This is a genomic window from Streptomyces sp. TOM-9, assembly GCF_056858595.1.
Map to the genome: position 1 here is coordinate 950,546 of NZ_JBXEQB010000001.1, position 22,608 is coordinate 973,153.

General features: G+C 73.1%; 23 protein-coding genes. 20 read left to right on the top strand and 3 right to left on the bottom strand.

Going from position 1 to position 22,608, the window contains the following annotated elements:
• Positions 1 to 23: 23 nt before the first annotated feature.
• Positions 24 to 818, top strand: a complete 795-nt coding sequence (locus tag AC1VWI_RS04375) for an SDR family NAD(P)-dependent oxidoreductase (protein WP_499509577.1) — start codon at positions 24 to 26, stop codon at positions 816 to 818.
• 121 nt (positions 819 to 939) lie between these two features.
• Here AC1VWI_RS04375 and AC1VWI_RS04380 read toward each other — a convergent pair whose 3' ends face one another.
• Both AC1VWI_RS04380 and AC1VWI_RS04385 read right to left on the bottom strand, forming a co-directional pair.
• Positions 940 to 1,377, bottom strand: a complete 438-nt coding sequence (locus AC1VWI_RS04380) for a subtilase-type protease inhibitor (RefSeq protein WP_499509578.1) — start codon at positions 1,375 to 1,377, stop codon at positions 940 to 942.
• A gap of 298 nt (positions 1,378 to 1,675) precedes the next feature.
• The gene (locus AC1VWI_RS04385) at positions 1,676 to 3,244 is read right to left on the bottom strand and encodes a cellulose binding domain-containing protein (RefSeq protein WP_499509579.1); all 1,569 of its coding nucleotides are present in this window, start codon (positions 3,242 to 3,244) and stop codon (positions 1,676 to 1,678) included.
• A gap of 264 nt (positions 3,245 to 3,508) precedes the next feature.
• On the opposite strand from AC1VWI_RS04385, the gene AC1VWI_RS04390 reads away from it, so the two are divergent.
• From AC1VWI_RS04390 to AC1VWI_RS04475, 18 genes are all read left to right on the top strand, one after another.
• The gene (locus AC1VWI_RS04390; RefSeq protein ID WP_499509580.1) at positions 3,509 to 5,221 is read left to right on the top strand and encodes a hydrogenase maturation protein; all 1,713 of its coding nucleotides are present in this window, start codon (positions 3,509 to 3,511) and stop codon (positions 5,219 to 5,221) included.
• A 132-nt stretch (positions 5,222 to 5,353) separates the two neighbouring features.
• Positions 5,354 to 6,439, top strand: coding sequence for an NADH-quinone oxidoreductase subunit B family protein (locus tag AC1VWI_RS04395; protein WP_499509581.1), 1,086 nt, complete (start codon positions 5,354 to 5,356; stop codon positions 6,437 to 6,439).
• A 63-nt stretch (positions 6,440 to 6,502) separates the two neighbouring features.
• Entirely contained in the window at positions 6,503 to 8,287 is a 1,785-nt protein-coding gene (locus AC1VWI_RS04400; protein ID WP_499509582.1) for a nickel-dependent hydrogenase large subunit, read from the top strand.
• On the top strand, positions 8,284 to 8,805 hold the full coding sequence (locus AC1VWI_RS04405) for a NifU-related iron-sulfur-binding protein (protein ID WP_499509583.1): 522 nt from the start codon (positions 8,284 to 8,286) through the stop codon (positions 8,803 to 8,805). Before AC1VWI_RS04400 ends, AC1VWI_RS04405 begins: the two co-directional genes overlap by 4 nt.
• A complete protein-coding gene (locus AC1VWI_RS04410) occupies positions 8,802 to 9,449 on the top strand; it encodes a DUF5947 family protein (RefSeq protein WP_499509584.1) in 648 nt (215 codons plus the stop codon). The genes AC1VWI_RS04405 and AC1VWI_RS04410 overlap by 4 nt, the downstream gene beginning before the upstream one ends.
• Positions 9,446 to 10,096, top strand: a complete 651-nt coding sequence (locus tag AC1VWI_RS04415) for a DUF6084 family protein (protein WP_499509585.1) — start codon at positions 9,446 to 9,448, stop codon at positions 10,094 to 10,096. The genes AC1VWI_RS04410 and AC1VWI_RS04415 overlap by 4 nt, the downstream gene beginning before the upstream one ends.
• Positions 10,093 to 11,457: a hypothetical protein gene (locus AC1VWI_RS04420; RefSeq protein WP_499509586.1), complete on the top strand. Its 1,365-nt coding sequence runs from the start codon at positions 10,093 to 10,095 to the stop codon at positions 11,455 to 11,457. Before AC1VWI_RS04415 ends, AC1VWI_RS04420 begins: the two co-directional genes overlap by 4 nt.
• On the top strand, positions 11,454 to 11,972 hold the full coding sequence (locus tag AC1VWI_RS04425; protein WP_499509587.1) for a hydrogenase maturation protease: 519 nt from the start codon (positions 11,454 to 11,456) through the stop codon (positions 11,970 to 11,972). Before AC1VWI_RS04420 ends, AC1VWI_RS04425 begins: the two co-directional genes overlap by 4 nt.
• A gap of 53 nt (positions 11,973 to 12,025) precedes the next feature.
• Positions 12,026 to 12,130 (top strand): DUF6893 family small protein, encoded by a 105-nt coding sequence (locus AC1VWI_RS04430; RefSeq protein WP_499509588.1) that lies wholly within the window; start codon positions 12,026 to 12,028, stop codon positions 12,128 to 12,130.
• Positions 12,131 to 12,285: 155 nt separating this feature from the next.
• Positions 12,286 to 12,684: a hydrogenase maturation nickel metallochaperone HypA/HybF gene (locus AC1VWI_RS04435; RefSeq protein WP_499509589.1), complete on the top strand. Its 399-nt coding sequence runs from the start codon at positions 12,286 to 12,288 to the stop codon at positions 12,682 to 12,684.
• A gap of 5 nt (positions 12,685 to 12,689) precedes the next feature.
• Positions 12,690 to 13,481 (top strand): hydrogenase nickel incorporation protein HypB, encoded by a 792-nt coding sequence (gene hypB / locus AC1VWI_RS04440; RefSeq protein WP_499509590.1) that lies wholly within the window; start codon positions 12,690 to 12,692, stop codon positions 13,479 to 13,481.
• Complete coding sequence (hypF, locus tag AC1VWI_RS04445; protein ID WP_499509591.1) at positions 13,481 to 15,883, top strand: carbamoyltransferase HypF; 2,403 nt, start codon at positions 13,481 to 13,483, stop codon at positions 15,881 to 15,883. The genes hypB and hypF overlap by 1 nt, the downstream gene beginning before the upstream one ends.
• Positions 15,883 to 16,179, top strand: coding sequence for a HypC/HybG/HupF family hydrogenase formation chaperone (locus AC1VWI_RS04450; RefSeq protein WP_018560791.1), 297 nt, complete (start codon positions 15,883 to 15,885; stop codon positions 16,177 to 16,179). The genes hypF and AC1VWI_RS04450 overlap by 1 nt, the downstream gene beginning before the upstream one ends.
• On the top strand, positions 16,176 to 17,300 hold the full coding sequence (hypD, locus tag AC1VWI_RS04455) for a hydrogenase formation protein HypD (RefSeq protein ID WP_499509592.1): 1,125 nt from the start codon (positions 16,176 to 16,178) through the stop codon (positions 17,298 to 17,300). The genes AC1VWI_RS04450 and hypD overlap by 4 nt, the downstream gene beginning before the upstream one ends.
• A 1-nt stretch (position 17,301) precedes the next feature.
• On the top strand, positions 17,302 to 18,369 hold the full coding sequence (gene hypE / locus AC1VWI_RS04460) for a hydrogenase expression/formation protein HypE (RefSeq protein WP_499516717.1): 1,068 nt from the start codon (positions 17,302 to 17,304) through the stop codon (positions 18,367 to 18,369).
• Positions 18,370 to 18,475: 106 nt separating this feature from the next.
• Positions 18,476 to 18,847, top strand: a complete 372-nt coding sequence (locus tag AC1VWI_RS04465; protein WP_499509593.1) for a low affinity iron permease family protein — start codon at positions 18,476 to 18,478, stop codon at positions 18,845 to 18,847.
• 277 nt (positions 18,848 to 19,124) lie between these two features.
• Positions 19,125 to 19,562, top strand: a complete 438-nt coding sequence (locus AC1VWI_RS04470; protein WP_499509594.1) for a sortase — start codon at positions 19,125 to 19,127, stop codon at positions 19,560 to 19,562.
• 241 nt (positions 19,563 to 19,803) lie between these two features.
• Positions 19,804 to 20,265, top strand: a complete 462-nt coding sequence (locus tag AC1VWI_RS04475) for a DUF5709 domain-containing protein (RefSeq protein WP_499509595.1) — start codon at positions 19,804 to 19,806, stop codon at positions 20,263 to 20,265.
• A gap of 40 nt (positions 20,266 to 20,305) precedes the next feature.
• On the opposite strand, the gene AC1VWI_RS04480 is transcribed toward AC1VWI_RS04475, so the two are convergent.
• Positions 20,306 to 21,880 (bottom strand): DHA2 family efflux MFS transporter permease subunit, encoded by a 1,575-nt coding sequence (locus tag AC1VWI_RS04480; protein ID WP_499509596.1) that lies wholly within the window; start codon positions 21,878 to 21,880, stop codon positions 20,306 to 20,308.
• A 139-nt stretch (positions 21,881 to 22,019) separates the two neighbouring features.
• On the opposite strand from AC1VWI_RS04480, the gene AC1VWI_RS04485 reads away from it, so the two are divergent.
• The gene (locus AC1VWI_RS04485; protein WP_499509597.1) at positions 22,020 to 22,598 is read left to right on the top strand and encodes a dihydrofolate reductase family protein; all 579 of its coding nucleotides are present in this window, start codon (positions 22,020 to 22,022) and stop codon (positions 22,596 to 22,598) included.
• Positions 22,599 to 22,608 lie beyond the last annotated feature (10 nt).

The window sequence follows — 22,608 nt, forward strand, 5'->3', positions numbered from 1 at the left end:
GCGCCCATCCCGAAGGGGTCCCCATGGAACTGCAGCTTCAGGGCAAGGTCGCGGTGGTCACCGGAGCCGGACGGGGCATCGGCCTGACGGTGACGCAGACGCTCGCGCGGGAGGGCGTGCGCGTCGTCGCGGGCAGCCGCAGCGTCACCCCGGAGACGCGAGCCCTCCAGGACGCCTACGACGTGACCCCCGTGTCCGTCGACCTCTCCACCCCGGACGGCCCCGCCGAGCTCGTACGGCGGGCCGCGGAACGCTACGGAGCCGTCGACATCCTGGTCAACAACGTCGGTTCCGGGACGTCCCGCAGCGGCTTCCTCGAGGTGGACGACGCGGAGTGGCGGCGCGTCTTCGAGATCTCCTTCTTCAGCGCGGTCCGCGCCACCCGCGCCGCGCTCCCCCACATGGTGGCGGCGGGCGGCGGCGCGATCGTGAACATCACGTCCGTCAACGCACGCCTCCCCTTTCCCATGGTCGTGGACTACTCGGCCGCCAAGGCCGCGCTGGCGAACCTGACGAAGTCACTGTCCGAGGAGTTCGCCCCGCGGGGCGTCCGCGTCAACGCGGTCGCCCCGGGCCCCGTCCGCACGCCCTTCTGGACCGCTCCCGGGGCCTTCGCCGACCAGACGGCCGCGGCGGCCGGGACCAGCGCCCAGGAGGCCCTGGACGAGGTCGTGCCGCGCACCATGGGCATCTCCACGGGACGGGTCACCGAGCCCGAGGAGGTCGCCGCCCTGGTCGCCTTCCTCGCCTCGCCCGTCGCGGGCAACGTCACGGGCGCCGAGTTCACCATCGACGGCGGCCAGATCAAGACGACCTGACACCCCGCCGCGGCGGGAACACGGAAAACAGGGGCGGCCGACCCCGTCCCACGAGTCGGCCGCCCCCTCACAGGGCTCTCCCCCACGGTGAACCCCGTGGCCTTGGTTCACGGCATCGGCGTCAGAAGGCGAAGACGCCGGCCGTGTCACTGCCGCGCAGCACGCACGGGTTGCCGAAGGTCTGCGCGAAGGTGACGCGCCGGCCTTCCCAGACCCCGTCGGCGGTGACCACGACCGGGTCCCACACCCGGGTGCAGGTCACGCCCCCGGCGTCGGCCGTCATCGCCGCGAAGTCCCCGTGGACCGCGGTGAGCTCCGCGCAGGCGGCCACCGCGTCCGGGTGGTCCCCGTACGGGGTGGGCTTGCACCGCAGCACGACCGCGCGCTGTATCGTCGCCGTCGCGGGGTCTTCCCCCTTCCCCACGGACAGGACGAGCGCGGACGGCGCGTACAGGCTCGTCGCCCCGGCCGGCCGGGCTTCCGCCGAGCCGGCCGCGACCCCCGCCGAACACACCGCCGCCACCAGGGCCAGGCAGGTCCCCACCGCACTGAACCGCATAGCGAACACTCCTTCGGCAATTGATCCGGTTATCGGACGTCGAGGAGTCTCGTGCATCGAACGCCCGCCCGTCACATCGCTCCGCGACTTTCGGTCACCGGTTGTTCACAGTGTGTACTATCCGTTGTGTCGCACTTGCGGTGAGCTGGGCGTCCGGGTGAATGGACTCAGCGGAGCCGGGGCCTCCGTGAAAGCGCCTTCACGGATCGACACATCGTCTCCACATCGGCCGGAAAGCAGCGGGCCGCCGCCGTGTTCTGCACACGACGACGGCCCGCGAGGACGGTGCCGGGGGGCGCTATCCGGTGTAGCCCGCGAAGATCCGCGAGAACTCGTACGGGGACTGCGGGATGTTGGTGCACATGTAGAGCGCGCCGGTGCAGGCGTTGCGATCCCGGGTCGTCTCCCAGAAGGCGAGCAGGCCCAGGTGCTTGCCCTGGGCGAAGCTCACCAACTGACGGGCGTCGGCCTGGTCGTAGATCCGGCCGTCGTCGTTCTGCCCGAGCATCGGCGTGACGCCCACCATCGCCCACAGCTGGGCGTCGGACTTGCCGGGGTAGAGCGACTTGAGCTGGGTGAAGGTGCTGTTGGCCGCCTGGATCGCCGCGTCGCCGTAGTCGGCGCTGCGGTAGTAGTCCATCGCCATGATGTTGACGACGTCGAGGTTCACCCCCGCGTCCCGGGCCGAGCGCACGACGCCCAGACCGTCCGCCGTGAGCCCCTCCGGCAGGACGGGCAGGGTGAGCGAGATCCGCAGGCCCGGATGGGCCTGCTGGAGGCGGGCCAGTGCCTGGGAGCGGCGGGCGACGGACGCCGGGTCGGCGGTGGCGGCGCCCTCGATGTCGAAGTCGGCGTACGTCAGGCCGTAGGCGTTGACCACCGCGTTGTACTCGGCGTACAACGCGTCGACGGAGCCGCAGGCCTGGGCGAGTTCTATGCCGCTGGCACCGCCGAAGGAGATCTTGACGTCGCCTCCGGCCGCGCGGATCGCGTCGATCTGGTCCTTGTTCCAGGCGTCGCGCGGGTCATAGGCGTTGAACCACATCGCCTTGCAGGACGAGGCGGTGATGAAGGCCATCGTGAAGCTCTTCAGACCGCTCGCCGAGGACAGCGTGGTGAGGCTGGGCGTCGGCCAGGCGCCCATGTCGACGTACGGCGCGGTACGCACGCCGCCCGGGGGCGGGTTGGTGCCGCCGGAGGTGGTCGTACCGCTCACGGCGGTGCTGTACGCCGAGGCGTTTCCCGCCGCGTCCTTGGCGCGGACCCGGAAGGAGTAGGCGGTGCTCGCCTGCAGCCCGCCGGCGGTGTACGAGGTGCCGGTCACGGCGACGGGCGCGCCGCCGTCCCGGGAGACCTCGTAGCCGGCGACGCTGCCGGAGTCGTCGGTGGAGGCCGTCCAGCGGACGGTGAGGGAGGAGGAGGTGGCCGAGCCGACGCTCACCCCGCCGGGGACGCTGGGCGCGGTGGTGTCCGGTCCGCCGCCGGTGCCCGCGCAGGACCCGCCGTTGAGCTTGCAGTTCGCGGGCGCACCGGTGCCCGAGGAGACCCAGCCGAAGACGGCGGTCGCGCCGGGCGCGAGGGTGCCGTTGTAGTCGCGGTTCTTGAAGGTGTAGTGGCTGCCGCTCTGGGTCATCAGGGTGTCCCAGTACGAGCCGACGCTCGTCCCCGACGGCAGGTCGAACTCGACGGTCCATCCGCTGAGCGTGGTGGTGCCGCCGTTGGTGATCGTGTACTGCCCCTGGTATCCGGTCTCCCAGGTGGACGTCTTGACGAAGGCCGCGCTCGGGGCCGCTGCGGCGGCGGGCGGGGCGAGGAGCAGGACGAGCGCTCCGACGAGCGCGGTGACCAGGGCCAGAGTTCTTCGCATCCGGGCCTCCCGTGGGGGGAACGCGCAGTTGGTCTGTACCAAATGCATCTGGTGTAGACCTATCGAGTTGATGCGTTCGCGTCAATACGCGGAACGGTCCGGGATCGCGGAGCCACACCCCCTGAGTGGCGGCCGGCCCGGTGGCAACCGGGTGAACCGCGGCCGGGCCGCACCCGCGGACGCCCACGGGGCAGGCATCATCGCTGAAGGCCGGGGCCGGTGCTCCCCCCTCCCCGATCGTGCCGGGCGGCCCGGGAGGTCGTCATGCACATCCTGCTCATGGCGTCGGCGTTCAACAGCCTGACGCAGCGCATGTACGCGGAACTCGGCGAGCTGGGCCACACCGTCGCCGTGGAGGTGACACCGGACGGCGACGCCATGCGCACGGCGGTCGCCCGCCACGAGCCGGAACTCGTCGTGGCACCCATGCTCAAGGCGGCGATCCCCGCGGACGTCAGGACCGCCCGCACCTGCCTCGTCGTGCACCCCGGGCCACCCGGCGACCGCGGCCCCGCCTCCCTGGACCGTGCCGTCCAGGAGGGCGTCGCCGCATGGGGCGTGACGGTCCTGCAGGCCGAGGAGGAGATGGACGCGGGCCCGGTCTGGGCCGCGGTGGACTGCGCGGTGCCCCCGGTCGGCAAGAGCGACCTGTACCGGGGCGAGATCTCGGACGCCGCCATGGAGGCCGTCCTGCTGGCCGTCGACCGGTTCGCGACGGGCGCGTACGTCCCGCGGCAGCAGGGCGACCCGGCCCTCGGAGCGGTCGTCCGCCTCCGCCCCGCCCTCGGCCAGGACGAGCGGCGCATCGACTGGGCCGCCGACCCGACCACCACCGTGCTGCGCAAGCTGCGCGCCGCCGACTCGCGGCCCGGGGTCCTGGACGAGCTCCTCGGCGCCCGCTGGTTCCTGCACGGCGGTCACCCCGAGGACCGGTTGCGCGGCGAGCCGGGGCGGCTGCTGGCCACCCGCGCGGGCGCGGTCTGCCGGGCCACCCGCGACGGCGCCGTGTGGATCCCCCGGCTGCGGCCCCGTCCCGCCCCCGGCGGCCCGCCCACGTTCGCGCTGCCCGCCGTCACCGCCCTTGGCGCGCTCCTGCCGCCGCTGCCGGAGGAACCCTTGCCCCCGGAGCTCGCCGGCGACCGTGCCACCTGGGCCGACATCCGCTACCGCGAGGACGGCGCGGCGGGCGTCCTGTCGTTCACGTTCGCGGGCGGCGCGATGTCCGCCACCGACTGCCGCCGGCTCCTCACCGCGTACCGCCACGCCTGCACACGGCCCACCTCGGTGCTCGTGCTGGGCGGCACCCGGGACGTCTTCTCCAACGGCATCGACCTCAAGACCATCGAGGCCGCCGCGGACCCGGGCGCCGAGTCCTGGGCGAACATCACCGCCATCGACGACCTGGTCGAGGCGGTCCTGACCACCACCGACCGCCTGGTGGTCGCCGCGCTCGGCGGCAACGCGGGCGCGGGCGGCGTGATGCTCGCCCTCGCCGCCGACGAGGTCTGGTGCCGCCAGGGCGCGGTGCTCAACCCGCACTACCGTCTGATGGGCCTGTACGGCTCCGAGTACTGGACGTACACACTGCCCCGCCGGGTCGGGCCCGCCATGACCGCGCGCCTGACGGAGCAGGCGCTCCCGGTCGGCGCGGCCGCGGCCCTGCGGATCGGCCTGGTGGACCGGCTGCTGATGTGCGGCCCGCAGGAGTTCGGCGCCGACGTCGCCCGCCTCGCGGCCCGCCTGGCCCGTACGGCCGGGACCCAGCCCAGGATCGCCGCCAAGAAGGCGGAGACCGAGCGCCGCGAGGCGGAGCGCCCCCTGGCCTCCCACCGCGCCGAGGAGCTGTCCCGCATGCGCGAGGCCTTCTTCGACCCCTGGTCCGCGTACCACGCCCTCCGCTCCGCCTTCGTCCACCGCCGCACCCCCACCGGCACCCCACCGCACCTGCGGGAGGCGCCGGCGGCCTCCTGCCCCTGAGGCGCGGCTGCGCGGATCGCGGGGCGGTCACCGTATTGGCCCTCTTCGACGTCCCCTCCCGGCGAGCCACTCGCTATCAAGGGGGATAGATGCCTTTATGTGGCATTTGTCGCTCGATGAGGAGGCATCCCGATGGATGCGACTGCTTCGACCAAGAACGACGCCGCGCGTACCCCGGCAGCCGGGGACGAGCAGGCCCCGATCCACATTCTCTGGATCAACGCGGGGCTCAGTTGCGACGGCGACTCGGTGTCGCTGACCGCCGCGACGTTGCCCAGCATCGAGGAGATCGTCCTGGGCGGCCTTCCCGGGCTCCCCAAGATCCAGGTGCACTGGCCGCTGATCGACTTCGAGTGCGGTCCGGTCGGGGGCGCCGACACCTTCATCGAGTGGTTCTTCAAGGCCGAACGCGGCGAGATCGAGCCGTTCGTCCTGGTCGTCGAGGGGTCCGTCCCCAACGAGGCGATCAAGGCGGAGGGCTACTGGTGCGGTTTCGGCGACAACCCCGAGACGGGCCAGCCGATCACCACCAGCGAGTGGATCGACCGGCTCGCGCCCAAGGCCCTGGCCGTGGTCGCCATCGGCACGTGTGCCACCTACGGGGGCATCCACGCCATGGAGGGCAACCCGACCGGCGCCATGGGCGTGCCGGACTACCTGGGCTGGGAGTGGAAGTCGAAGGCGGGCATCCCGATCGTCTGCGTGCCCGGCTGCCCCATCCAGCCGGACAACTTCGCCGAGACGCTGACGTACCTGCTCTACCAGGCGGCCGGCTCCGCGCCGATGATCCCGCTGGACGACAAGCTGCGCCCGGCCTGGCTGTTCGGCGCCACCGTGCACGAGGGCTGCGACCGGGCGGGCTACTACGAGCAGGGCCAGTTCGCCGACCGCTACGACTCGCCGCAGTGCCTGGTGAAGATCGGCTGCTGGGGCCCGGTCGTGAAGTGCAACGTCCCCAAGCGCGGCTGGATGGACGGCATCGGCGGCTGCCCCAACGTCGGCGGCATCTGCATCGCCTGCACCATGCCCGGCTTCCCCGACATGTTCATGCCGTTCATGGACGAGCCCCCAGGCGCACGGCTGTCCAGCACCGCCAGCGGCGCGTACGGCGCGGCGATCCGGCGGCTGCGCTCCATCACGGCCAGGACCGTGGACAAGGAGCCCAAGTGGCGTCACACCGGCCGGAAGCTCACCACCGGCTACAAGGCGCCCTGGTGACCTCACGGCACCGCCCCGGCCACTGACCCCCCTCCCCCGCTTGACGAAGGGCACGCACACACCATGGCTCCGAAGACGAAGACGGCCGGAGACGGCAGTGGCCTGATGGAGATGTCCTGGGATCCGATCACCCGGATCGTGGGCAGCCTCGGCATCCACACGAAGATCGACTTCAAGCAGAAGCGCGTCGCGGAGTGTTACAGCACCTCGTCGGTCTTCCGCGGCTACAGCGTCTTCATGCGGGGCAAGGACCCCCGCGACGCGCACTTCATCACCAGCCGGATCTGCGGCATCTGCGGCGACAACCACGCCACCTGCTCGGTCTACACGCAGAACATGGCGTACGGGGTGAAGCCGCCGCACCTCGGCGAGTGGATCATCAACCTCGGCGAGTCCGCGGAGTACATGTTCGACCACAACATCTTCCAGGAGAACCTGGTCGGGGTCGACTACTGCGAGAAGATGGTCCGCGAGACCAACCCGGGCGTCCTGGAGCAGGCCAACCGCACCGAGGCCCCGCACGCCGCCGAGCACGGCTACCGCACCATCGGCGACATCATGCGCTCCCTCAACCCGCTCGAGGGGGAGTTCTACCGCGAGGCGCTGCAGGTCAGCCGGTACACCCGTGAGATGTTCTGCCTGATGGAGGGCCGGCACGTCCACCCCTCCACCCTCTACGCGGGCGGCGTCGGCACCATCGCGTCGGTGCAGTTGTTCACCGACTACCTCACCCGGCTGATGCGGTACGTGGAGTTCATGAAGCGCGTCGTACCGCTCCACGACGACCTCTTCGACTTCTTCTACGAGGCCCTGCCCGGCTACGAGGAGGTCGGCCGCCGCCGCATCATGCTCGGCTGCTGGGGCGCCCTCAACGACCCGGACCACTGCGACTTCACCTACGCCAACATGACCGACTGGGGACGGAAGATGTTCGTCTCCCCCGGCATCGTGGTGGACGGGAAGCTGGTCACCAACGACCTCACGCAGATCAACCTGGGCATCCGCATCCTGCTGGGCAGCTCCTACTACCAGGACTGGGAGGGCCAGGAGCAGTTCGTCACCCACGACCCGCTCGGCAACCCGGTCGACCCGCGGCACCCGTGGAACCAGCACACCATCCCCGCGCCCCAGAAGCGCGACTTCGACGACAAGTACAGCTGGGTGATGTCCCCGCGCTGGTTCGACGGCAAGGACTATCTGGCGCTGGACACCGGCGGCGGCCCGCTCGCCCGCCTGTGGTCCACCGCGCTCAACGGCCTGGTCGACATGGGGTACGTGAAGGCCACCGGGCACAGCGTGGTGATCAACCTGCCCAAGACGCTCACCAAGCCGGAGACCACCTTCGAGTGGAAGATCCCGCAGTGGAGCAACGCCCTGGAGCGCAACCGGGCCCGCACCTACTTCCAGGCCTACTCCGCGGCCTGCGCCCTGTACTTCTGCGAGAAGGCGCTGGACGAGGTCCGCGCCGGCCGCACCCAGACGTGGGAGAAGTTCGAGGTCCCGGACGAGAGCATCGGCGTGGGCTTCACCGAGGCGGTGCGCGGCGTGCTCTCGCACCACATGGTCATCCGCGACGGCAAGATCGCCAACTACCACCCGTACCCGCCGACCCCGTGGAACGCCAGCGTGCGCGACACCTACGGCACCCCGGGCCCGTACGAGGACGCGGTGCAGAACACCCCGATCTTCGAGGAGAACTCCCCGGAGAACTTCAAGGGCATCGACATCATGCGGGCCGTGCGCAGCTTCGACCCGTGTCTGCCGTGCGGCGTCCACATGTACGTCGGCGGCGGGCGCACCGTGGAGAAGCTCCACGTCCCCACCGGTCTGAGCGGCATGGCCGGATGAGCGCGGAGCAGACGGCGCGGCGCGTCGAGGAGATCCTCGACGCGTTCGCGGCCTCCGGCGACGGCGAGACGGCACGCGCCGCCGAGGAACTGGTGCGCACCCTCATGGAGTTCTACGGCGCGGGCCTGACGCGCGCCGTCACCCTCCTCAAGAACGGCACGGCCGACCCGCTCGCCGTGCTGATCGCCGACGAGATGGTGGCGGGTCTGCTGACCCTGCACGACCTGCACCCCGAGGACACCCTCACCCGGGTCGGCCGTGCCGTCGAAGCGGCGCGCGCCGGGGCGACGGTGGGCATCGAGCACTTCGACCCCGAGACCGGCACGCTCCGGCTGAACGCCCGCGAGGACGGCGGCTGCGGCTGCCCCAGCACCATGGACGCCACCCGGCAGCGCATCGAGGCCGCACTGTCCTGCTTCGCGCCCGAGGTGACGGTGGTCGAGATGCCGCGCTCCGGCCCCGCGGCGGGCGAGCCCGCGCTGCTGCAGATCGGCAACCGACCGCCGGGGGCGCCGTGAGCCCGCGGACCCCCGCGGCCGGACTGCGCCGTTTCGTGGCGCCCCGGCAGCCCGCGGTCGAGCGCTGCGAGCTGTGCGGGGTGGAGCTGACGGGCCCCCACCGGCACCTGGTCGACACCGGCAAGCGCGCGCTGGCCTGCGCCTGCGTACCGTGCGCGCTGCTCTTCGAACGGCCCGGCGCCGGCGGAGGCCGCTTCGCCTCCGTGCCCGACCGGGTGCTCAGCGACCCGGGCTCGGTGCCCGGCACGGCCTCCTGGCAGCGGCTGCGCATCCCCGTCTCGGTCGCCTTCTTCTTCCACAACTCGGTGCTCGACCGGCCGGTGGTCCTCTACCCGAGCCCGGCCGGCGCCACCGAGAGCGAGGTCGATCCGGGCACCTGGCAGGAGGTGTTCGGCGACTCGCCGCTGGCGACCACGCTGCGGCCGGACGTGGAGACGCTGCTGGTCCGCAGGGACGGCGACGGGGGCGACGGCGGCGAGTGCTTCCTCCTCCCGGTCGACCGGGCCTACGAGCTGGTGGGCCGGCTGCGCCTGAACTGGCAGGGGTTCGACGGCGGTTCCGGCGCCCACGCCGAACTGGCCGCCTTCTTCGACGACGTACGACAGCGGGCCGCACCGGTGCCGCGGGAGGGGTTGCCGACGTGACCGAGCTGGACTTCGCCTGCACGGGCGTACGGGCGGACCGGTACGCCGCGGGACCGACGCTGGTCTTCCGGCTGCGCATCACCGCCCCAGGCGGCGAACGGGTGCACGCCCTCGCGCTGCGCTGCCAGTTGCGCATCGAACCGGCGCAGCGGGCGTACGGCGACGCCGAGGCGCAGGGCCTCGGCGACCTGTTCGGCGAGCGCGAGCGGTGGGGCAGCACGCTGCAGCCGATGCAGTTCGCCCAGGTGTCGCTGATGGTGCCGGGCTTCACCGGCGAGACCGAGGTGGACCTGCCGGTGCAGTGCACCTACGACATGGACGTCGCCTCGACGAAGTACTTCGAGGCCCTGCAGGACGGCGAGGCACCGCTGCTGCTGCTCTTCTCCGGCACCGCCTTCCTCGGCCCGGCCGGCTTCCAGGTGCAGCCGGTGCCCTGGGACAAGGAGGCCGTATGCCGCATGCCGGTGGCGGTGTGGCGCGAGACCATCGACGCCCACTTCCCGGGGTGCGGCTGGATCCGGCTCCCCCGTACGGCGCTAGAGTCGCTGCGGTCCTTCCGCAGCGCGAACGCGCTGCCCTCCTGGGAGGCGACCGTCGAGGCCCTGCTCGCCGGCGCCGCCGCCCCGGCGGGGGGTGCCACCCGGTGACGGCCGCCACGGAACGCTTCGCGACGGCCCGTCAGGCCGCCGACGCCGTCCTGTTCGAGGGCTACGTGCTCTACCCGTACCGGGCGTCCTCGGCGAAGAACCGGATGCGCTGGCAGTTCGGGGTGCTCGTGCCCCCGGCGTGGGCGGACGCGTCCGGCGAACCCGTCCTGCAGCGGACCCAGATCCTCATGGAGCCACGCGCGGACGCCGCGCTCCACGCGGAGCTGCGCTTCCTGCACGCCCAGCGGCGCACGGTGGAACGGGTCCTGGCCGACGGCGGGTTCGAGCCCACCGACGAACTCCAGCTGCCGGACCGGGTGCTGGTCCCGTGGGACGAGGGTGTGGAGGAACGCGTCGAGGTGTCCGTCGACATCGCGGCGCTGACCGCCGAGGACGTCGTCCTGCCCTTCACCGTCCCCGCGACGGAGGAGAGCGAGATCGTCACCGGCGCCGACGGCACCCCCGCCGGGCGCGTCCTGCGCCGCCGGGCGCGTCTGGAGGGCGTCCTGCGGATCTCCGCCGAGGAACTGCCCGGCCCCTACCGGGTGCTGAGGCTCACCGCCGTCGCGGAGAACACCGGGTGCGCCCTGGCCTGCAGCCGGGAGGAGGCACTGCCGCACGCGCTGGTCTCGGCCCATCTGATGCTGGGCCTGACCTCCGGCTACTTCGTGTCGATGACGGACCCGCCGGAGTGGGCGAAGGCCGCCGTCGCCGAGTGCCGCAACGAGAACACCTGGCCGGTGCTGGCGGGCGACCACGGCGCGGCGAACGTGGTGCTCTCCTCCCCCATCATCCTGGAGGACCATCCGCGGATCGCCCCGGAGAGCCCGGGGGCGCTCTACGACGCCACCGAGATCGACGAGATCCTGGCGCTGCGCACCGCCGCCCTCACCGACGAGGAGAAGCGGCAGGCGCGCGGTACGGACGACCGGGCCGCCGCGGTGATCGACCTGGCCGAGTCCATGCCGCCGGAGGTGATGGAGCGTCTGCACGGGGCCGTGCGCGCGCTGCGCGAGGTCACCGCTCCGGCAGGCACACCCGCCGCGGTTCCCGGGACCCCCTGGTGGGACCCCGGCGCCGACGCCTCGGTCGACCCGGCCCGGGACCGCGTGATGGTGGGCGACACCTGGGTGGCCGCGGGCAGCCGGGTCGTGCTGCAGCCGGGACGGCGGCGCACCGACGCACAGGACCTGTTCCTGCACGGGCGCAGCGCCCAGGTGGAGGCGGTGCTGCACGACGTGGACGGCGGGGTGCACCTCGCGGTCACCGTCGACGGCGACCCCGGCGCGGAGATCCGCCGTGAACAGGGCCGGTTCCTGTACTTCCAGCCCGACGAACTCGCTCCCCTGGAGGACGTGTGAGCACGGGCGGCGTGCTGGTCGCCGGCATCGGCAACATCTTCCTGGGCGACGACGGCTTCGGCGTCGAAGTGGTGCGCCGGCTGTCCGGGCACCCGCTGCCCGACGGCGTCCACGTCACCGACACCGGCGTGCGGGGCGTGCACCTGGCCTACCAGCTCCTCGACGGGTACCGCAGCGTGGTCCTCGTCGACGCCGTCGCACGCGGCGGCTCCCCGGGCACGCTGCACCTCATCGAGGCTCCGCCGCCCGGCGGCGACGGCCCGGGTGAGGCCCTCGTGGACGGGCACCGGATGACCCCGGACACCGTACTGGCGCTGCTCGACACCCTCAGCGCCGGGACGGGTGCCCCCAGGCCCTCCCGGGTCCTGGTGGTGGGCTGCGAGCCGGCCTGCCTGGAGGAGGGCATCGGTCTGAGCGCTCCCGTGGCCGCCGCCGTGGACGAGGCCGTGCGCCTGGTGCTGCGGGTCGTCGGCGAGGAGTGCGAGCGGCCCGCGGACCCGCACGCGGTGGCCTGACCGGCCCGCCGCGGCCACAGATCCCGGCAACGAGCAGAAAGGAGCACCCCGCCATGTGGAAGATCGCCCTGAGCGCGGTGGGCGCGGCCGTGGCCGCCCTCGCCTTGTCCCGCGTCCTGCCCGACGTGAAGCGCTACCTGCACATCCGGTCCATGTGAGGCCGAACGGGTAGGCCGTCGCCGCCCCGGCGGCGTGGCGGGCCGAGTGCCCCGGGCGCCGGGCCTTCAATGAGCCGCGTCAGCCGCCGGCACCGCCCACCGGGCGCGCCGGCAGCCGGGGCCCGGCCGGCACCCGCACACCGGAGAAGAGACCGATGCACGAGATGTCCATCGCAGTGGCGGTGGTGGAGCAGGTCGAGGAGGCCGCCGCCCGGCTCGCGGACGGTACGGGGGCGGCACCCTCCGCGGAGTCCGTCCACCTGGAGGTCGGCGAACTCGCCGGTGTCGTGGCGGACGCCCTCGCCTTCAGCTTCGACCTCGCCTGCACCGGCACCGTGCTGGAGGGCGCGGCCCTCACCACCGAGACCGTCCCCGGCCGGGCCCGCTGCGCGCGCTGCGCGCGGGACTGGCCCACCGGCATGCCCCCGCGGCTGACCTGTCCCGGTTGTGACAGCGCGGCGACGGAGCTGCTGTCCGGCCGTGAACTGCGGATCACCGAGGTGCGGTGGGCCGCGCAGCGCCGACCGGCCGCCACACTCCCCGAGGAGCGCTGAGGACTATGTGCAAAGTGACCGATCTGCGGCAGTCCGTGCTCGCCAGGAACGACCGCGGCGCACAGGACCTGCGCCAGGAACTGGCCGCACGCGGGACCGTCATGGTGAACCTGCTGTCGAGCCCGGGCAGCGGCAAGACGGCGCTGCTGGAGTCGGAACTGGGGCTGGCCCGGCTGCGGGGGGTGCCCGTGGCGGCGCTCACCGCCGACCTCGCCACCGAGAACGACGCGACCCGGCTGGCCCGCTCCGGTGCCCCGGTGCGGCAGGTGCTCACCGACGGGCTGTGCCACCTGGAGTCGGCGATGGTGCGGTCGCAGGTGGACTCCTGGCTGCCGGAGGGCACGCACCTGTTGTTCGTGGAGAACGTCGGCAACCTCGTCTGCCCCGCCTCGTACGACCTCGGCGAGTCACTGCGCGTGGTGCTGGCCTCGGTCACCGAGGGCGAGGACAAGCCGCTGAAGTACCCGACGGCCTTCGGCCTGGCGCATCTGGTGATCGTGACGAAGTACGACATCGCCGAGGCGGCCGGCTTCGACGAGGCGGCCTTCCTGGCGGCCGTCGCCCAGGTCAACCCGGGCGTGGAGGTGGTCGTCACGTCCACGCGGGACGGCGACGGCGCGGGCGTGCTGCTGGAACGGGCGCTGGCCGTGCACGCGGGGGCCGCGGTGCACCGTCCGGTGATGGCGCGCACCGCCGTGGAGAACGGCCACGCGCACGGGCACACCCATGCGCACCCGCACGAGCACCCGCATCAGGACGCCGCCGGGCACATCCCCTCCGTGGGCCACACGCACTGATGCCGGGTCAGCCGGGGCCCGCGACCCGGACCGCGCAGCGCCGCAGGGTGCTGGTCCGGGGGGTCGTGCAGGGAGTCGGCTTCCGGCCGTTCGTATTCGGTCTGGCCCGTGAGCTGGGGCTCGCGGGTCACGTCGGCAACACCGGCGACGGGGTGGTCGCCGAGGTCGAGGGCGCCCCCGGCGCGGTGGCGTCCTTCTGCACACGGATCGGCTCCGAAGCGCCGCCGCTGGCGGTGGTGGAGTCGGTCTCCCATCATCTACTCCCCCTCGCGGGCGGCACAGACTTCACCATCAGCCCCTCGCGCCCCGGCGACGCGGCCTCCCGCACCCTGGTCTCGCCCGACACCGCCACCTGCGAGGCATGCTTGGCCGAGTTGCGCGACCCCGCCGACCGCCGCCACCGGCACCCGTTCATCACCTGCACGCACTGCGGGCCGCGCTTCACGATCGTCACCGGCCTGCCGTACGACCGGCCCAACACCACAATGGCCCGGTTCCCGATGTGCGCGACGTGCCGGGCCGAGTACGAGGACCCTGCCGACCGCCGCTTCCACGCCCAGCCCGTCTCCTGCCACGACTGCGGTCCCCGGTTGCGGCTGGTCCTGCCCGGCACGAAGGGCGCGGACGGCACGGACGGCACGGACGGCACAACATGGCAGGGCGAACCGCTCGCGGAGGCACGGCGGCTGCTGGCGGCGGGCGCGATCGTCGCGGTGAAGGGCCTGGGCGGCTACCACCTGGCCTGCGACGCGGGCAACGAGGAGAGCGTACGGCTGCTGCGGGCCCGCAAGGACCGCGGCGACAAGCCGTTCGCCCTGATGGCGCGGGACGTCGCGGACGTGGAGCGGCTGGCCCACGTCGGCCCGGCGGAGCGGGAGTTGATGACCGGCGCGCGTCGGCCGATCGTCCTGCTGCGGCGGCGCGCGGGGGTGCGCGGGGTCGCGGAGGCCGTGGCGCCGCGGGTCGCCGACCTCGGGGTCATGCTGCCGTACACGCCGGTCCACCATCTGCTGCTGGGGCTGCCGGGCGATCCCCCGGGGCCCCGGCTGCTGGTGATGACCAGCGGCAACCTGGGCGGGGAGCCCATCGTCACCGACGACGAGCAGGCGCTGGAACGGCTGGCGGGCCTGGCCGACGCATGGCTGACGCACGACCGGCCCATCCATGTGCCGTGCGACGACTCGGTGGTGCGGATCTGCGACGGCGAGGAACTGCCCGTACGGCGCTCGCGCGGCTACGCGCCCCTCCCGGTGCCCCTGCCCGTGCAGGTGGCGCCGGCGCTCGCCGTGGGCGGCGACCTGAAGAACACCTTCTGCGTGGGCGAAGGACGGCACGCCTGGCTGTCGGCCCACGTCGGCGACATGGACGACCTGGCGACGCTGACCGCCTTCACGGCCGCCGAAGGCCAGTTGGAGCAGATCACCGGGGTCAGGCCCGTGCTGCTGGCCGCGGACCGGCACCCCGGCTACCGCTCGGTGGGCTGGGCCCGGCGGTCCGCGGGCGAGCGGCCGCTGCGGCTGGTGCAGCACCATCACGCGCACGTCGCGGCGGCGATGGCCGAGGCGGGGCTGGACGGGACGCGTCCGGTGATCGGCGTCGCCTTCGACGGGACGGGCCACGGCGACGACGGCGCGGTGTGGGGCGGTGAGTTCCTGCTCGCCGACTACGACGGCTTCCGGCGGCCCGCGCACCTGGCGTACGTGCCGCTGCCCGGCGGGGACGCGGCGGTGCGCCGCCCCTACCGGATGGCGCTGGCGCATCTGCGGGCGGCCGGTCTGCCCTGGGCGCCGGAACTGCCCTGCACGGCCGCCTGCCCGGAGGACGAGCGGGCGCTGCTGGCCACCCAGTTGGAACGGGGGCTGCACTGCGTCCCGACCTCCAGCATGGGCCGGCTCTTCGACGCCGTCGCCTCGCTGGCCGGGGTGTGCCACGAGGCGGGGTACGAAGCGCAGGCCGCCGTCGAACTGGAGGCCGCGGCGGTGGCGGCGGGCCGACTGCCCACGGAGGGCTACGCCTTCACCCTGCGCATCGGCTCCGGCGCCGACGGAGCGACCGCCTGCGACCCCGGCCCGGTGCTGGCGGCCGTCGTTGCCGACCTGCACGCGGGCGTGCCCGCCGGGGTGGTCGCCGGGCGCTTCCACCGGGCGGTGGCCGACCTGGTGCGCCGGGTGTGCGCGGCCGTACGGGAGGCGGAGGGCACCACGACGGTGGCGCTCAGCGGCGGCGTCTTCGCCAACGCCCTGCTGTCCTCCGCGTGCGCGCGGGACCTGCGCGAGGACGGTTTCACGGTGCTGCGCCACCGGCTCGTCCCGCCCAACGACGGAGGCCTGGCGCTCGGCCAGTTGGTCGTCGCCGCCCGCGGCGGCCCCACGAACCCCCACCCACAGCGAGGAGACAGCTGATGTGCCTGGCGGTACCCGGCAAGGTGCTGGAGATCGAGGAACGGGACGGCACCAAGATGGCGGTCGTCGACTTCGGCGGCGTGGTGAAGGACGTGTGCCTGGAGTACCTGCCCGACCTCCAGGTCGGCGAGTACGCCATCGTCCACGTCGGCTTCGCGTTGCAGCGGCTCGACGAGGAGTCGGCGCGGCAGACGCTCGCCCTCTTTGGGAACCTCGGGCTGCTGGAGGAGGAGTTCGGCGACCCCTGGCAGCAGGCGGCCGCCGAGGCGGGAACGACGGCGGAGGCGGAGCGGTGAAGTACATCGACGAGTTCCAGGACCCGGAGCTGGCCCGGAGGCTGCTGGACGACATCCACGCGACCGTGACCAGGCCCTGGGCGCTGATGGAGGTGTGCGGCGGCCAGACCCACACCATCATCCGGCACGGCATCGACCAGCTCCTGCCGAAGGAGGTGGAGCTCATCCACGGCCCCGGCTGCCCGGTCTGCGTGACCCCGCTGGAGGTCATCGACAAGGCACTGGAGATCGCCTCCCGCCCCGGGGTGATCTTCTGCTCCTTCGGCGACATGCTGCGCGTCCCCGGCACCGGGCGCGACCTCTTCGGCGTCCGCGGCGAGGGCGGTGACGTGCGCGTCGTCTACTCCCCGCTGGACGCGCTGCGGATCGCCCGGGAGAACCCGGACCGCGAGGTCGTCTTCTTCGGCATCGGCTTCGAGACCACCGCCCCGCCCAACGCGATGACGGTGTACCAGGCCCGGAAGCTCGGCATCGCCAACTTCAGCCTGCTGGTGTCCCACGTCCGCGTCCCCCCGGCGATCGAGGCGATCATGCGCTCGTCGGACTGCCGCGTGCAGGCGTTCCTGGCGGCCGGTCATGTGTGCAGCGTGATGGGGACGGAGGAGTACCCGGAGCTGGCGGACGGGTTCGGCGTGCCGATCGTCGTCACCGGCTTCGAGCCGCTGGACATCCTGGAGGGCGTGCGCCGCGCGGTGCGCCAGCTGGAGCGCGGCCAGTACCGGGTGGAGAACGCCTACCCGCGCGCCGTGCGCCCGGAGGGCAACCCCGCGGCGAAGGCGATGCTCGCGGACGTCTTCGAGGTCACCGACCGTGCCTGGCGCGGCATCGGTGTCATCCCCGACAGCGGATGGCGGCTGTCGGAGCGGTACCGGGAGTACGACGCCGAGCACCGGTTCTCCGTCACGGGCATCACCACGCGGGAGCCGGCCGCCTGCCGCAGCGGCGAGGTACTGCAGGGCCTGATCAAGCCGCACGAGTGCGAGGCGTTCGGCGGTGTCTGCACGCCCCGTACGCCCCTGGGCGCCACGATGGTCTCCAGCGAGGGGGCCTGCGCCGCGTACTACCTCTACCGCCGGCTCGGCGGGACCAGCGCACCCCTGGAGGCGAGCCCCGTTGGCTGACATCGCAGAGACCCTCGCCGCCCCGGACTTCTCCGGCTGGACCTGCCCGGCGCCGCTGCGCGACCAGCCGCGGGTGGTGATGGGCCACGGCGGCGGGGGCGCACTGTCCGCGGAACTCGTCCGGTACGTCTTCGCCCCCGCCTTCGGCGGTGAGGTGCTGGCGGGGCTCGCCGACTCGGCGGCCGTGACGCTCGGCGGGGCCCGGCTGGCCTTCTCCACCGACTCCTACGTGGTGCGGCCGCTGTTCTTCCCCGGCGGCAGCATCGGCGACCTCGCCGTCAACGGCACGGTCAACGACCTGGCGATGAGCGGGGCCAGGGCCGCCTACCTCTCCTGCGGCTTCATCCTGGAGGAGGGGGTGGAGATGCCGCTGGTGGCGCGGGTCGCCGAAGCGCTCGGCGCGGCCGCGCGCACCGCGGGGGTGGAGGTCGTCACCGGCGACACCAAGGTCGTCGAGGCCGGCCACGGCGACGGGCTGTACGTCAACACCGCGGGCATCGGTCTGATCCCCGACGGTGTCGACATCCGTCCGCAGCGCGCGGCGCCGGGCGACGTGGTCATCGTCAGCGGGGAGATCGGGGCGCACGGCGTCGCCGTGATGAGCGTGCGCGAGGGCCTGGAGTTCGGGGTCGAGATCGAGAGCGACACTGCGGCGCTCGGTGGGCTCGTCGAGGCCGTGCTGCGCGTCACGACGGACGTGCACGTACTGCGCGACCCCACGCGTGGCGGTCTGGCGGCGGCCCTCAACGAGATCGCGGCCGCCTCGGGTGTCGGTGTCGTCCTGCAGGAGCGGGCGGTGCCCGTGCCACCCGCGGTGGCCAACGCCTGCGCGGTGCTGGGCCTGGACCCGATGTACGTCGCCAACGAGGGCAGGCTCGTCGCCTTCGTGCCCCGCGCGGTGGCTGAGGAGGTGCTGGCCGCGATGCGCGCGCATCCACTGGGCGCGGGCGCGGCGGTCATCGGGGAGTGCGTGGCGGACCACGCGGGCATGGTCGTCGCCCGTACGGGCCTGGGCGGGACGCGGGTGGTGGACCTGCCGCTGGGCGAGCAGTTGCCGCGCATCTGCTGACCGCGGACGGGACGTGCCGGGCCGGCCCGCATCGGCGGACGCGGGCCGGCCCGGCACGACCCGCGCACCGCACCGCCCATCGTCGACGAGCCCCCAGGAGGACGGCGTGGCGTTCCGGCATCCGGCCGAGCGGACCGACGAGGAGGGCGGACGGGGCCGGTTCGAGCGGCTCGCCGAGGCGACGTCCAACTTCACGGCCTCGCCGCTCTTCTACTGCGTCTGCCTGCTCCTGGTGGCCGGCTTCCTCGTCGTCCACGCCCTCGGGCTGCCCTTGAAGTGGCAGCTGTTCGCCGCGGATCTGATGACGGCCGTCACGCTGTTGCTGCTCGCCCTGCTCAAGAACGCCGAACGTCGCGCCGAGCACGCCGTCCAGCGCAAGCTCGACGCGATCGCCGCCGCGCTGCTGGAGCAGGGCGGAAGCTCCCACGAGGCACGGGACGCGCTGCGTGAGGTGATCGGCCTCCACGAGGAAGCGTGATCGCCCCCACTTCCTGATGATCCGTCAATCCTCTTTGAGCAGAACAGCCCTGTCGATCCGTCACCTGATTGCGGGTAAGGCAGCACACTTTCGCAGGCGGTCGGCCGCAGGGCGCGTGACCTGCGGTGACGTGGTGAGCCGGGGCTGCGCTGGGACGCGTTCGGCGCCGTGAGCACCGCTTTCGGGTGGCAGGCCCCTCGGGGTGCTGTTTTGCTCCGCGTGGAGCGGACGCCCTGGGACCGCTCCTCTCCCTGCCCGTTCGACCTGGAGCTGCCTCATGCCTACAACACGCGTTCTTGGCGGTGTCGCCATGGCCGCGGCCGTCATCGGTCTCACCGTTCCCACCGCCTCCGCCTCCGCCCCTGCCTCCGACTTCCCCAATGCGTGGGTCACCCCCTACTACGCCGTCCCCGGAATGCGGCTGATGGTCACCACCACGGCCTGCGGCCGTGACGCCAACTACTCCAAGGGCCAGTCCGAAGCCGGCGGCCAGGTCAACCTGCTGCCCCTGGGCAGGGGCGGCGGCCTGCTGGCCGGCAGCTTCCGGGTGCCGAAGCACACCCGGCCGGGCTGGTACACCGTGACGCTGCGGTGCCCGCCGCGCGTCCAGACCACCGCCTCCTTCCGGGTGGTCAGGGGCTTCGCGCACGGGTTCTCCGGCCGGGACTGCGACGACGACTTCGGTCCCGTCGGCCGGCGGTCCGCCCGACGCTGACCCCCGGTGCCCGGGTCCTCGGACCGCCGCCCCGGCCGCCGCGCAGGATGACGGTGGCGCGGCCGGGGCGGCGGGGGCGCCGGACGGCGGGTGAAGGTCCGGGGAACGCTCCCGCACCGACCTTTTTCACCCTTCCGGGTGGCGATCGGCGTCCGGACGGAAGAGTGTGGAGGGGAAGAGGGGGCGCGCGGCCCGCGAGGCGGCGCCGAGGCGGTGGCGGCGCGTGAGCGAGGAGACGGACATGCGAGAGAACGAGATGGGTGACGAGGTCTACCAGCCGGACGGGTCAGAGGTGCAGGACGACGCCGGGCTGCTGGAGCCCGAGGACACCCTGGACTACCACGGTGTCGACCAGATACTCGACGAGGGCTACTCACCGCCGGAGCGGCCCTGGGCGGTGAACAAGCCCGCCATCACCGCGGCGGGCCGCCTGCGGGGCGAGACGCTCGACGAACGCCTGGCCGAGGAGCTCCCGGACCTGCCGGTCCCCGACGGGGACGGCATCGGGGACGCGTGGGACACCGACGGGGAGCTGATCGACGGCGAGGTCGGGGGCCCGCGTGCCGGGCGTCTGGTCGCCCCCGACGAGGGCGCGCACTACGAGACCGAGGGCATGGTCGCCCAGGACATCGGCATCGACGGGGCGGCCGCCTCCGCCGAGGAGGCCGCGATGCATCTCGTACCGGAGTCCGAGGAGTACTGAGCCCTCCTGACCCGGTCCCGTCGGGACCCGGTCGCACGGGTCACCCGGCCGGGGGGCGGTCCTTGCGCATGTCCGGCCCGCCGCCGGTCACCGTCCCGCATGCGGACTCCTCGCCGCTCTGCAGGGGCGGAGCGCCGATGGCGCAGTAGTGCTTGCACGCCGGAGCCGGCTTGGCCGGCTCTTCGGGGGTCTCGCGGAGCACGTCGGAGCGGATGCCGAACCAGGCGAGGAGCGAGCCCACCACGAGCATCCCGGCGCAGATCGTGACGGCGACCCGGAACCCGTGGCCGAAGGCAGCCGGGTCCTCGTAGTCGTCGCCGGAGAGCCCGGCCATGAGCGGCAGGGCGGCCACCGCGAGGAGGCCCGCCGCACGGGCCACGGCGTTGTTCACCCCGGACGCGGTGCCCGCGAGCCGCACCTCGGCGGCGCCGAGGACGGTGGCCGTGAGCGGGGCGACCGTGGTCGCCAGGCCCAGGGCGAACACGCACACCGCAGGCAGGACGTCGGCGACGTACGAGGCGTCCGCGCCGATCCGCAGCATCAGCAGCAGGCCGACGGCGGAGATCGCCGGCCCGACCGTCATGGGGATCCGCGGCCCGATGCGCTCGGCGAGCCGGCCCGCGCGCTCGGACAGCGCCAGCATGATGACCGTGATGGGCAGCAGCGCCGTCCCGGACGCCAGGGGGGAGTACCCGGCCTCGGTCTGCAGCTCCAGCACCAGGAAGAAGAACAGGCCGCCGAGCGCCGCGTAGACCGCGAAGGTGACCAGGTTCGCGGCGGTGAACTGGCGGTTCGAGAAGAGCCTCGGCGGCAGCATCGGGTGCGGGCTGCGCCGCTCGGTCACCACGAACCCGGCGAACGCGGCCAGGCCCGCCACGCCGGAGACGCAGACGGCGGCGATGTCCGGGTGGCTTCCGCCCGCGGAGATCAGGGCGTAGGTGACCCCGGCGAGGCCGACCGCACCGAGCACGGCGCCCGCGACGTCGAAGCCGCCGGTGACGCTCTCGTCGCGGCTCTCCGGGACGTGCCGGGAGGCGACCGCGATGACCAGGACGGCCAGCGGGAGGTTGATGAAGAACACCCAGCGCCAGCTGACGGCGTCGACCAGCCAGCCGCCGAGCAGCGGCCCCAGCGCCCCCGCGATGCCGCCCAGGCCCGACCACACGCCGATCGCGCGGGCCCGGTCCTGGGACGCGAAGGACGCCTGGATCAGGGCCAGCGACCCGGGGGTGAGCAGCGCCCCGCCGACACCCTGCAGGGCGCGGGCGGCGATCAGCACCTCGATGCTGGGGGCGATGCCGCACAGCAGGGAGGCCAGCGCGAACCACACCGTGCCGATCATGAAGACCTTGCGCCGCCCGAAGCGGTCGCCGAGCGAGCCGCCCAGCAGGATGAGCGCGGCGAGGGTCAGGGTGTAGGCGTTGATCGTCCACTGGAGGCCGGCGAGCGTGGCGCCGAGCTCCTTGCCGATCGTCGGGAGGGCGACGTTGACGACGGTGCCGTCGAGGAGGGTCATGCCCGAGCCCAGGACCACCGCCGCGAGGACCCATCGCCCGCTCGCCCCGCCCAGCGTCAGCGTGCCGGCCCGGTCCGTCGCGCCCGCGGCTTCCGTCATCCCAGCCTCCGCCATCCCCCGCCGTCCCCCGCGGGTCGTCACCGAATCTACTCTGAGGGCCGGGGTACCGCGTGGCGGTGGGATCCGTCCACGGACTACCTTGGCCCCGGTCGACGATCATCGCGTACCGGGGGGAAGCATGCGCAGGCTGACGTATTTCGTGGCGTCCACGATCGACGGATTCGTGGCCGGGCCGGAGGGCGAGTACGACTTCCTCGCGGCCGTGGGCGACCACATGGAGACGGTCCTCGCCGAGTACCCGGAGACCCTGCCGGCGCAGGCCCGCGGCCCGCTGGGCATCGCCGACGCGCCGAACCGGCGGTTCGACACGGTGCTGATGGGCCGGGCCACCTACGAGGTGGGGCTGCCCTTCGGGCTCACCAGTCCCTATCCGCACCTGCGGCAGTACGTGGTGTCCGGCGGCATGAGGGCGAGCCCGGACCCCGCTGTGGAGCTGGTCTCCGGTGACCCGCTGGAGTTCGTGCGCGGGCTGAAGCGGCGGGACGGGGCGGGCATCTGGCTGTGCGGGGGCGGCCGGCTGGCGGCCTCGCTGCGCCCGGAGATCGACGAGCTGGTCGTCAAGCTCAACCCCGTGGTGGCGGGCGCCGGTGTCCCGCTGTTCGCGGGCGAGTTCGCCCCGCAGGCGTACGACGTGACCGAGGTGCGGACGCACAAAAGCGGCGTGCTGATGGTGACGTACGCCCGCCGGGAGGACTGAGCGGCGTCCG

Excerpts from the sequence above, each read along its gene's own strand:
- AC1VWI_RS04380 (WP_499509578.1), bottom strand. The coding sequence starts at position 1,377 with ATGCGGTTCAGTGCGGTGGGGACCTGCCTGGCCCTGGTGGCGGCGGTG.
- AC1VWI_RS04430 (WP_499509588.1), top strand. The coding sequence starts at position 12,026 with ATGTGGAAGATCGCCCTGAGCGCGGTGGGCGCGGCCGTGGCCGCCCTC.
- AC1VWI_RS04470 (WP_499509594.1), top strand. The coding sequence starts at position 19,125 with ATGCCTACAACACGCGTTCTTGGCGGTGTCGCCATGGCCGCGGCCGTC.
- AC1VWI_RS04405 (WP_499509583.1), top strand. The coding sequence starts at position 8,284 with ATGAGCGCGGAGCAGACGGCGCGGCGCGTCGAGGAGATCCTCGACGCG.
- AC1VWI_RS04450 (WP_018560791.1), top strand. The coding sequence starts at position 15,883 with ATGTGCCTGGCGGTACCCGGCAAGGTGCTGGAGATCGAGGAACGGGAC.
- AC1VWI_RS04375 (WP_499509577.1), top strand. The coding sequence starts at position 24 with ATGGAACTGCAGCTTCAGGGCAAGGTCGCGGTGGTCACCGGAGCCGGA.
- AC1VWI_RS04400 (WP_499509582.1), top strand. The coding sequence starts at position 6,503 with ATGGCTCCGAAGACGAAGACGGCCGGAGACGGCAGTGGCCTGATGGAG.
- AC1VWI_RS04390 (WP_499509580.1), top strand. The coding sequence starts at position 3,509 with ATGCACATCCTGCTCATGGCGTCGGCGTTCAACAGCCTGACGCAGCGC.
- AC1VWI_RS04435 (WP_499509589.1), top strand. The coding sequence starts at position 12,286 with ATGCACGAGATGTCCATCGCAGTGGCGGTGGTGGAGCAGGTCGAGGAG.
- AC1VWI_RS04475 (WP_499509595.1), top strand. The coding sequence starts at position 19,804 with ATGCGAGAGAACGAGATGGGTGACGAGGTCTACCAGCCGGACGGGTCA.
- AC1VWI_RS04480 (WP_499509596.1), bottom strand. The coding sequence starts at position 21,880 with ATGACGGAAGCCGCGGGCGCGACGGACCGGGCCGGCACGCTGACGCTG.
- hypF (WP_499509591.1), top strand. The coding sequence starts at position 13,481 with ATGCCGGGTCAGCCGGGGCCCGCGACCCGGACCGCGCAGCGCCGCAGG.
- AC1VWI_RS04485 (WP_499509597.1), top strand. The coding sequence starts at position 22,020 with ATGCGCAGGCTGACGTATTTCGTGGCGTCCACGATCGACGGATTCGTG.
- AC1VWI_RS04385 (WP_499509579.1), bottom strand. The coding sequence starts at position 3,244 with ATGCGAAGAACTCTGGCCCTGGTCACCGCGCTCGTCGGAGCGCTCGTC.
- AC1VWI_RS04395 (WP_499509581.1), top strand. The coding sequence starts at position 5,354 with ATGGATGCGACTGCTTCGACCAAGAACGACGCCGCGCGTACCCCGGCA.
- hypB (WP_499509590.1), top strand. The coding sequence starts at position 12,690 with ATGTGCAAAGTGACCGATCTGCGGCAGTCCGTGCTCGCCAGGAACGAC.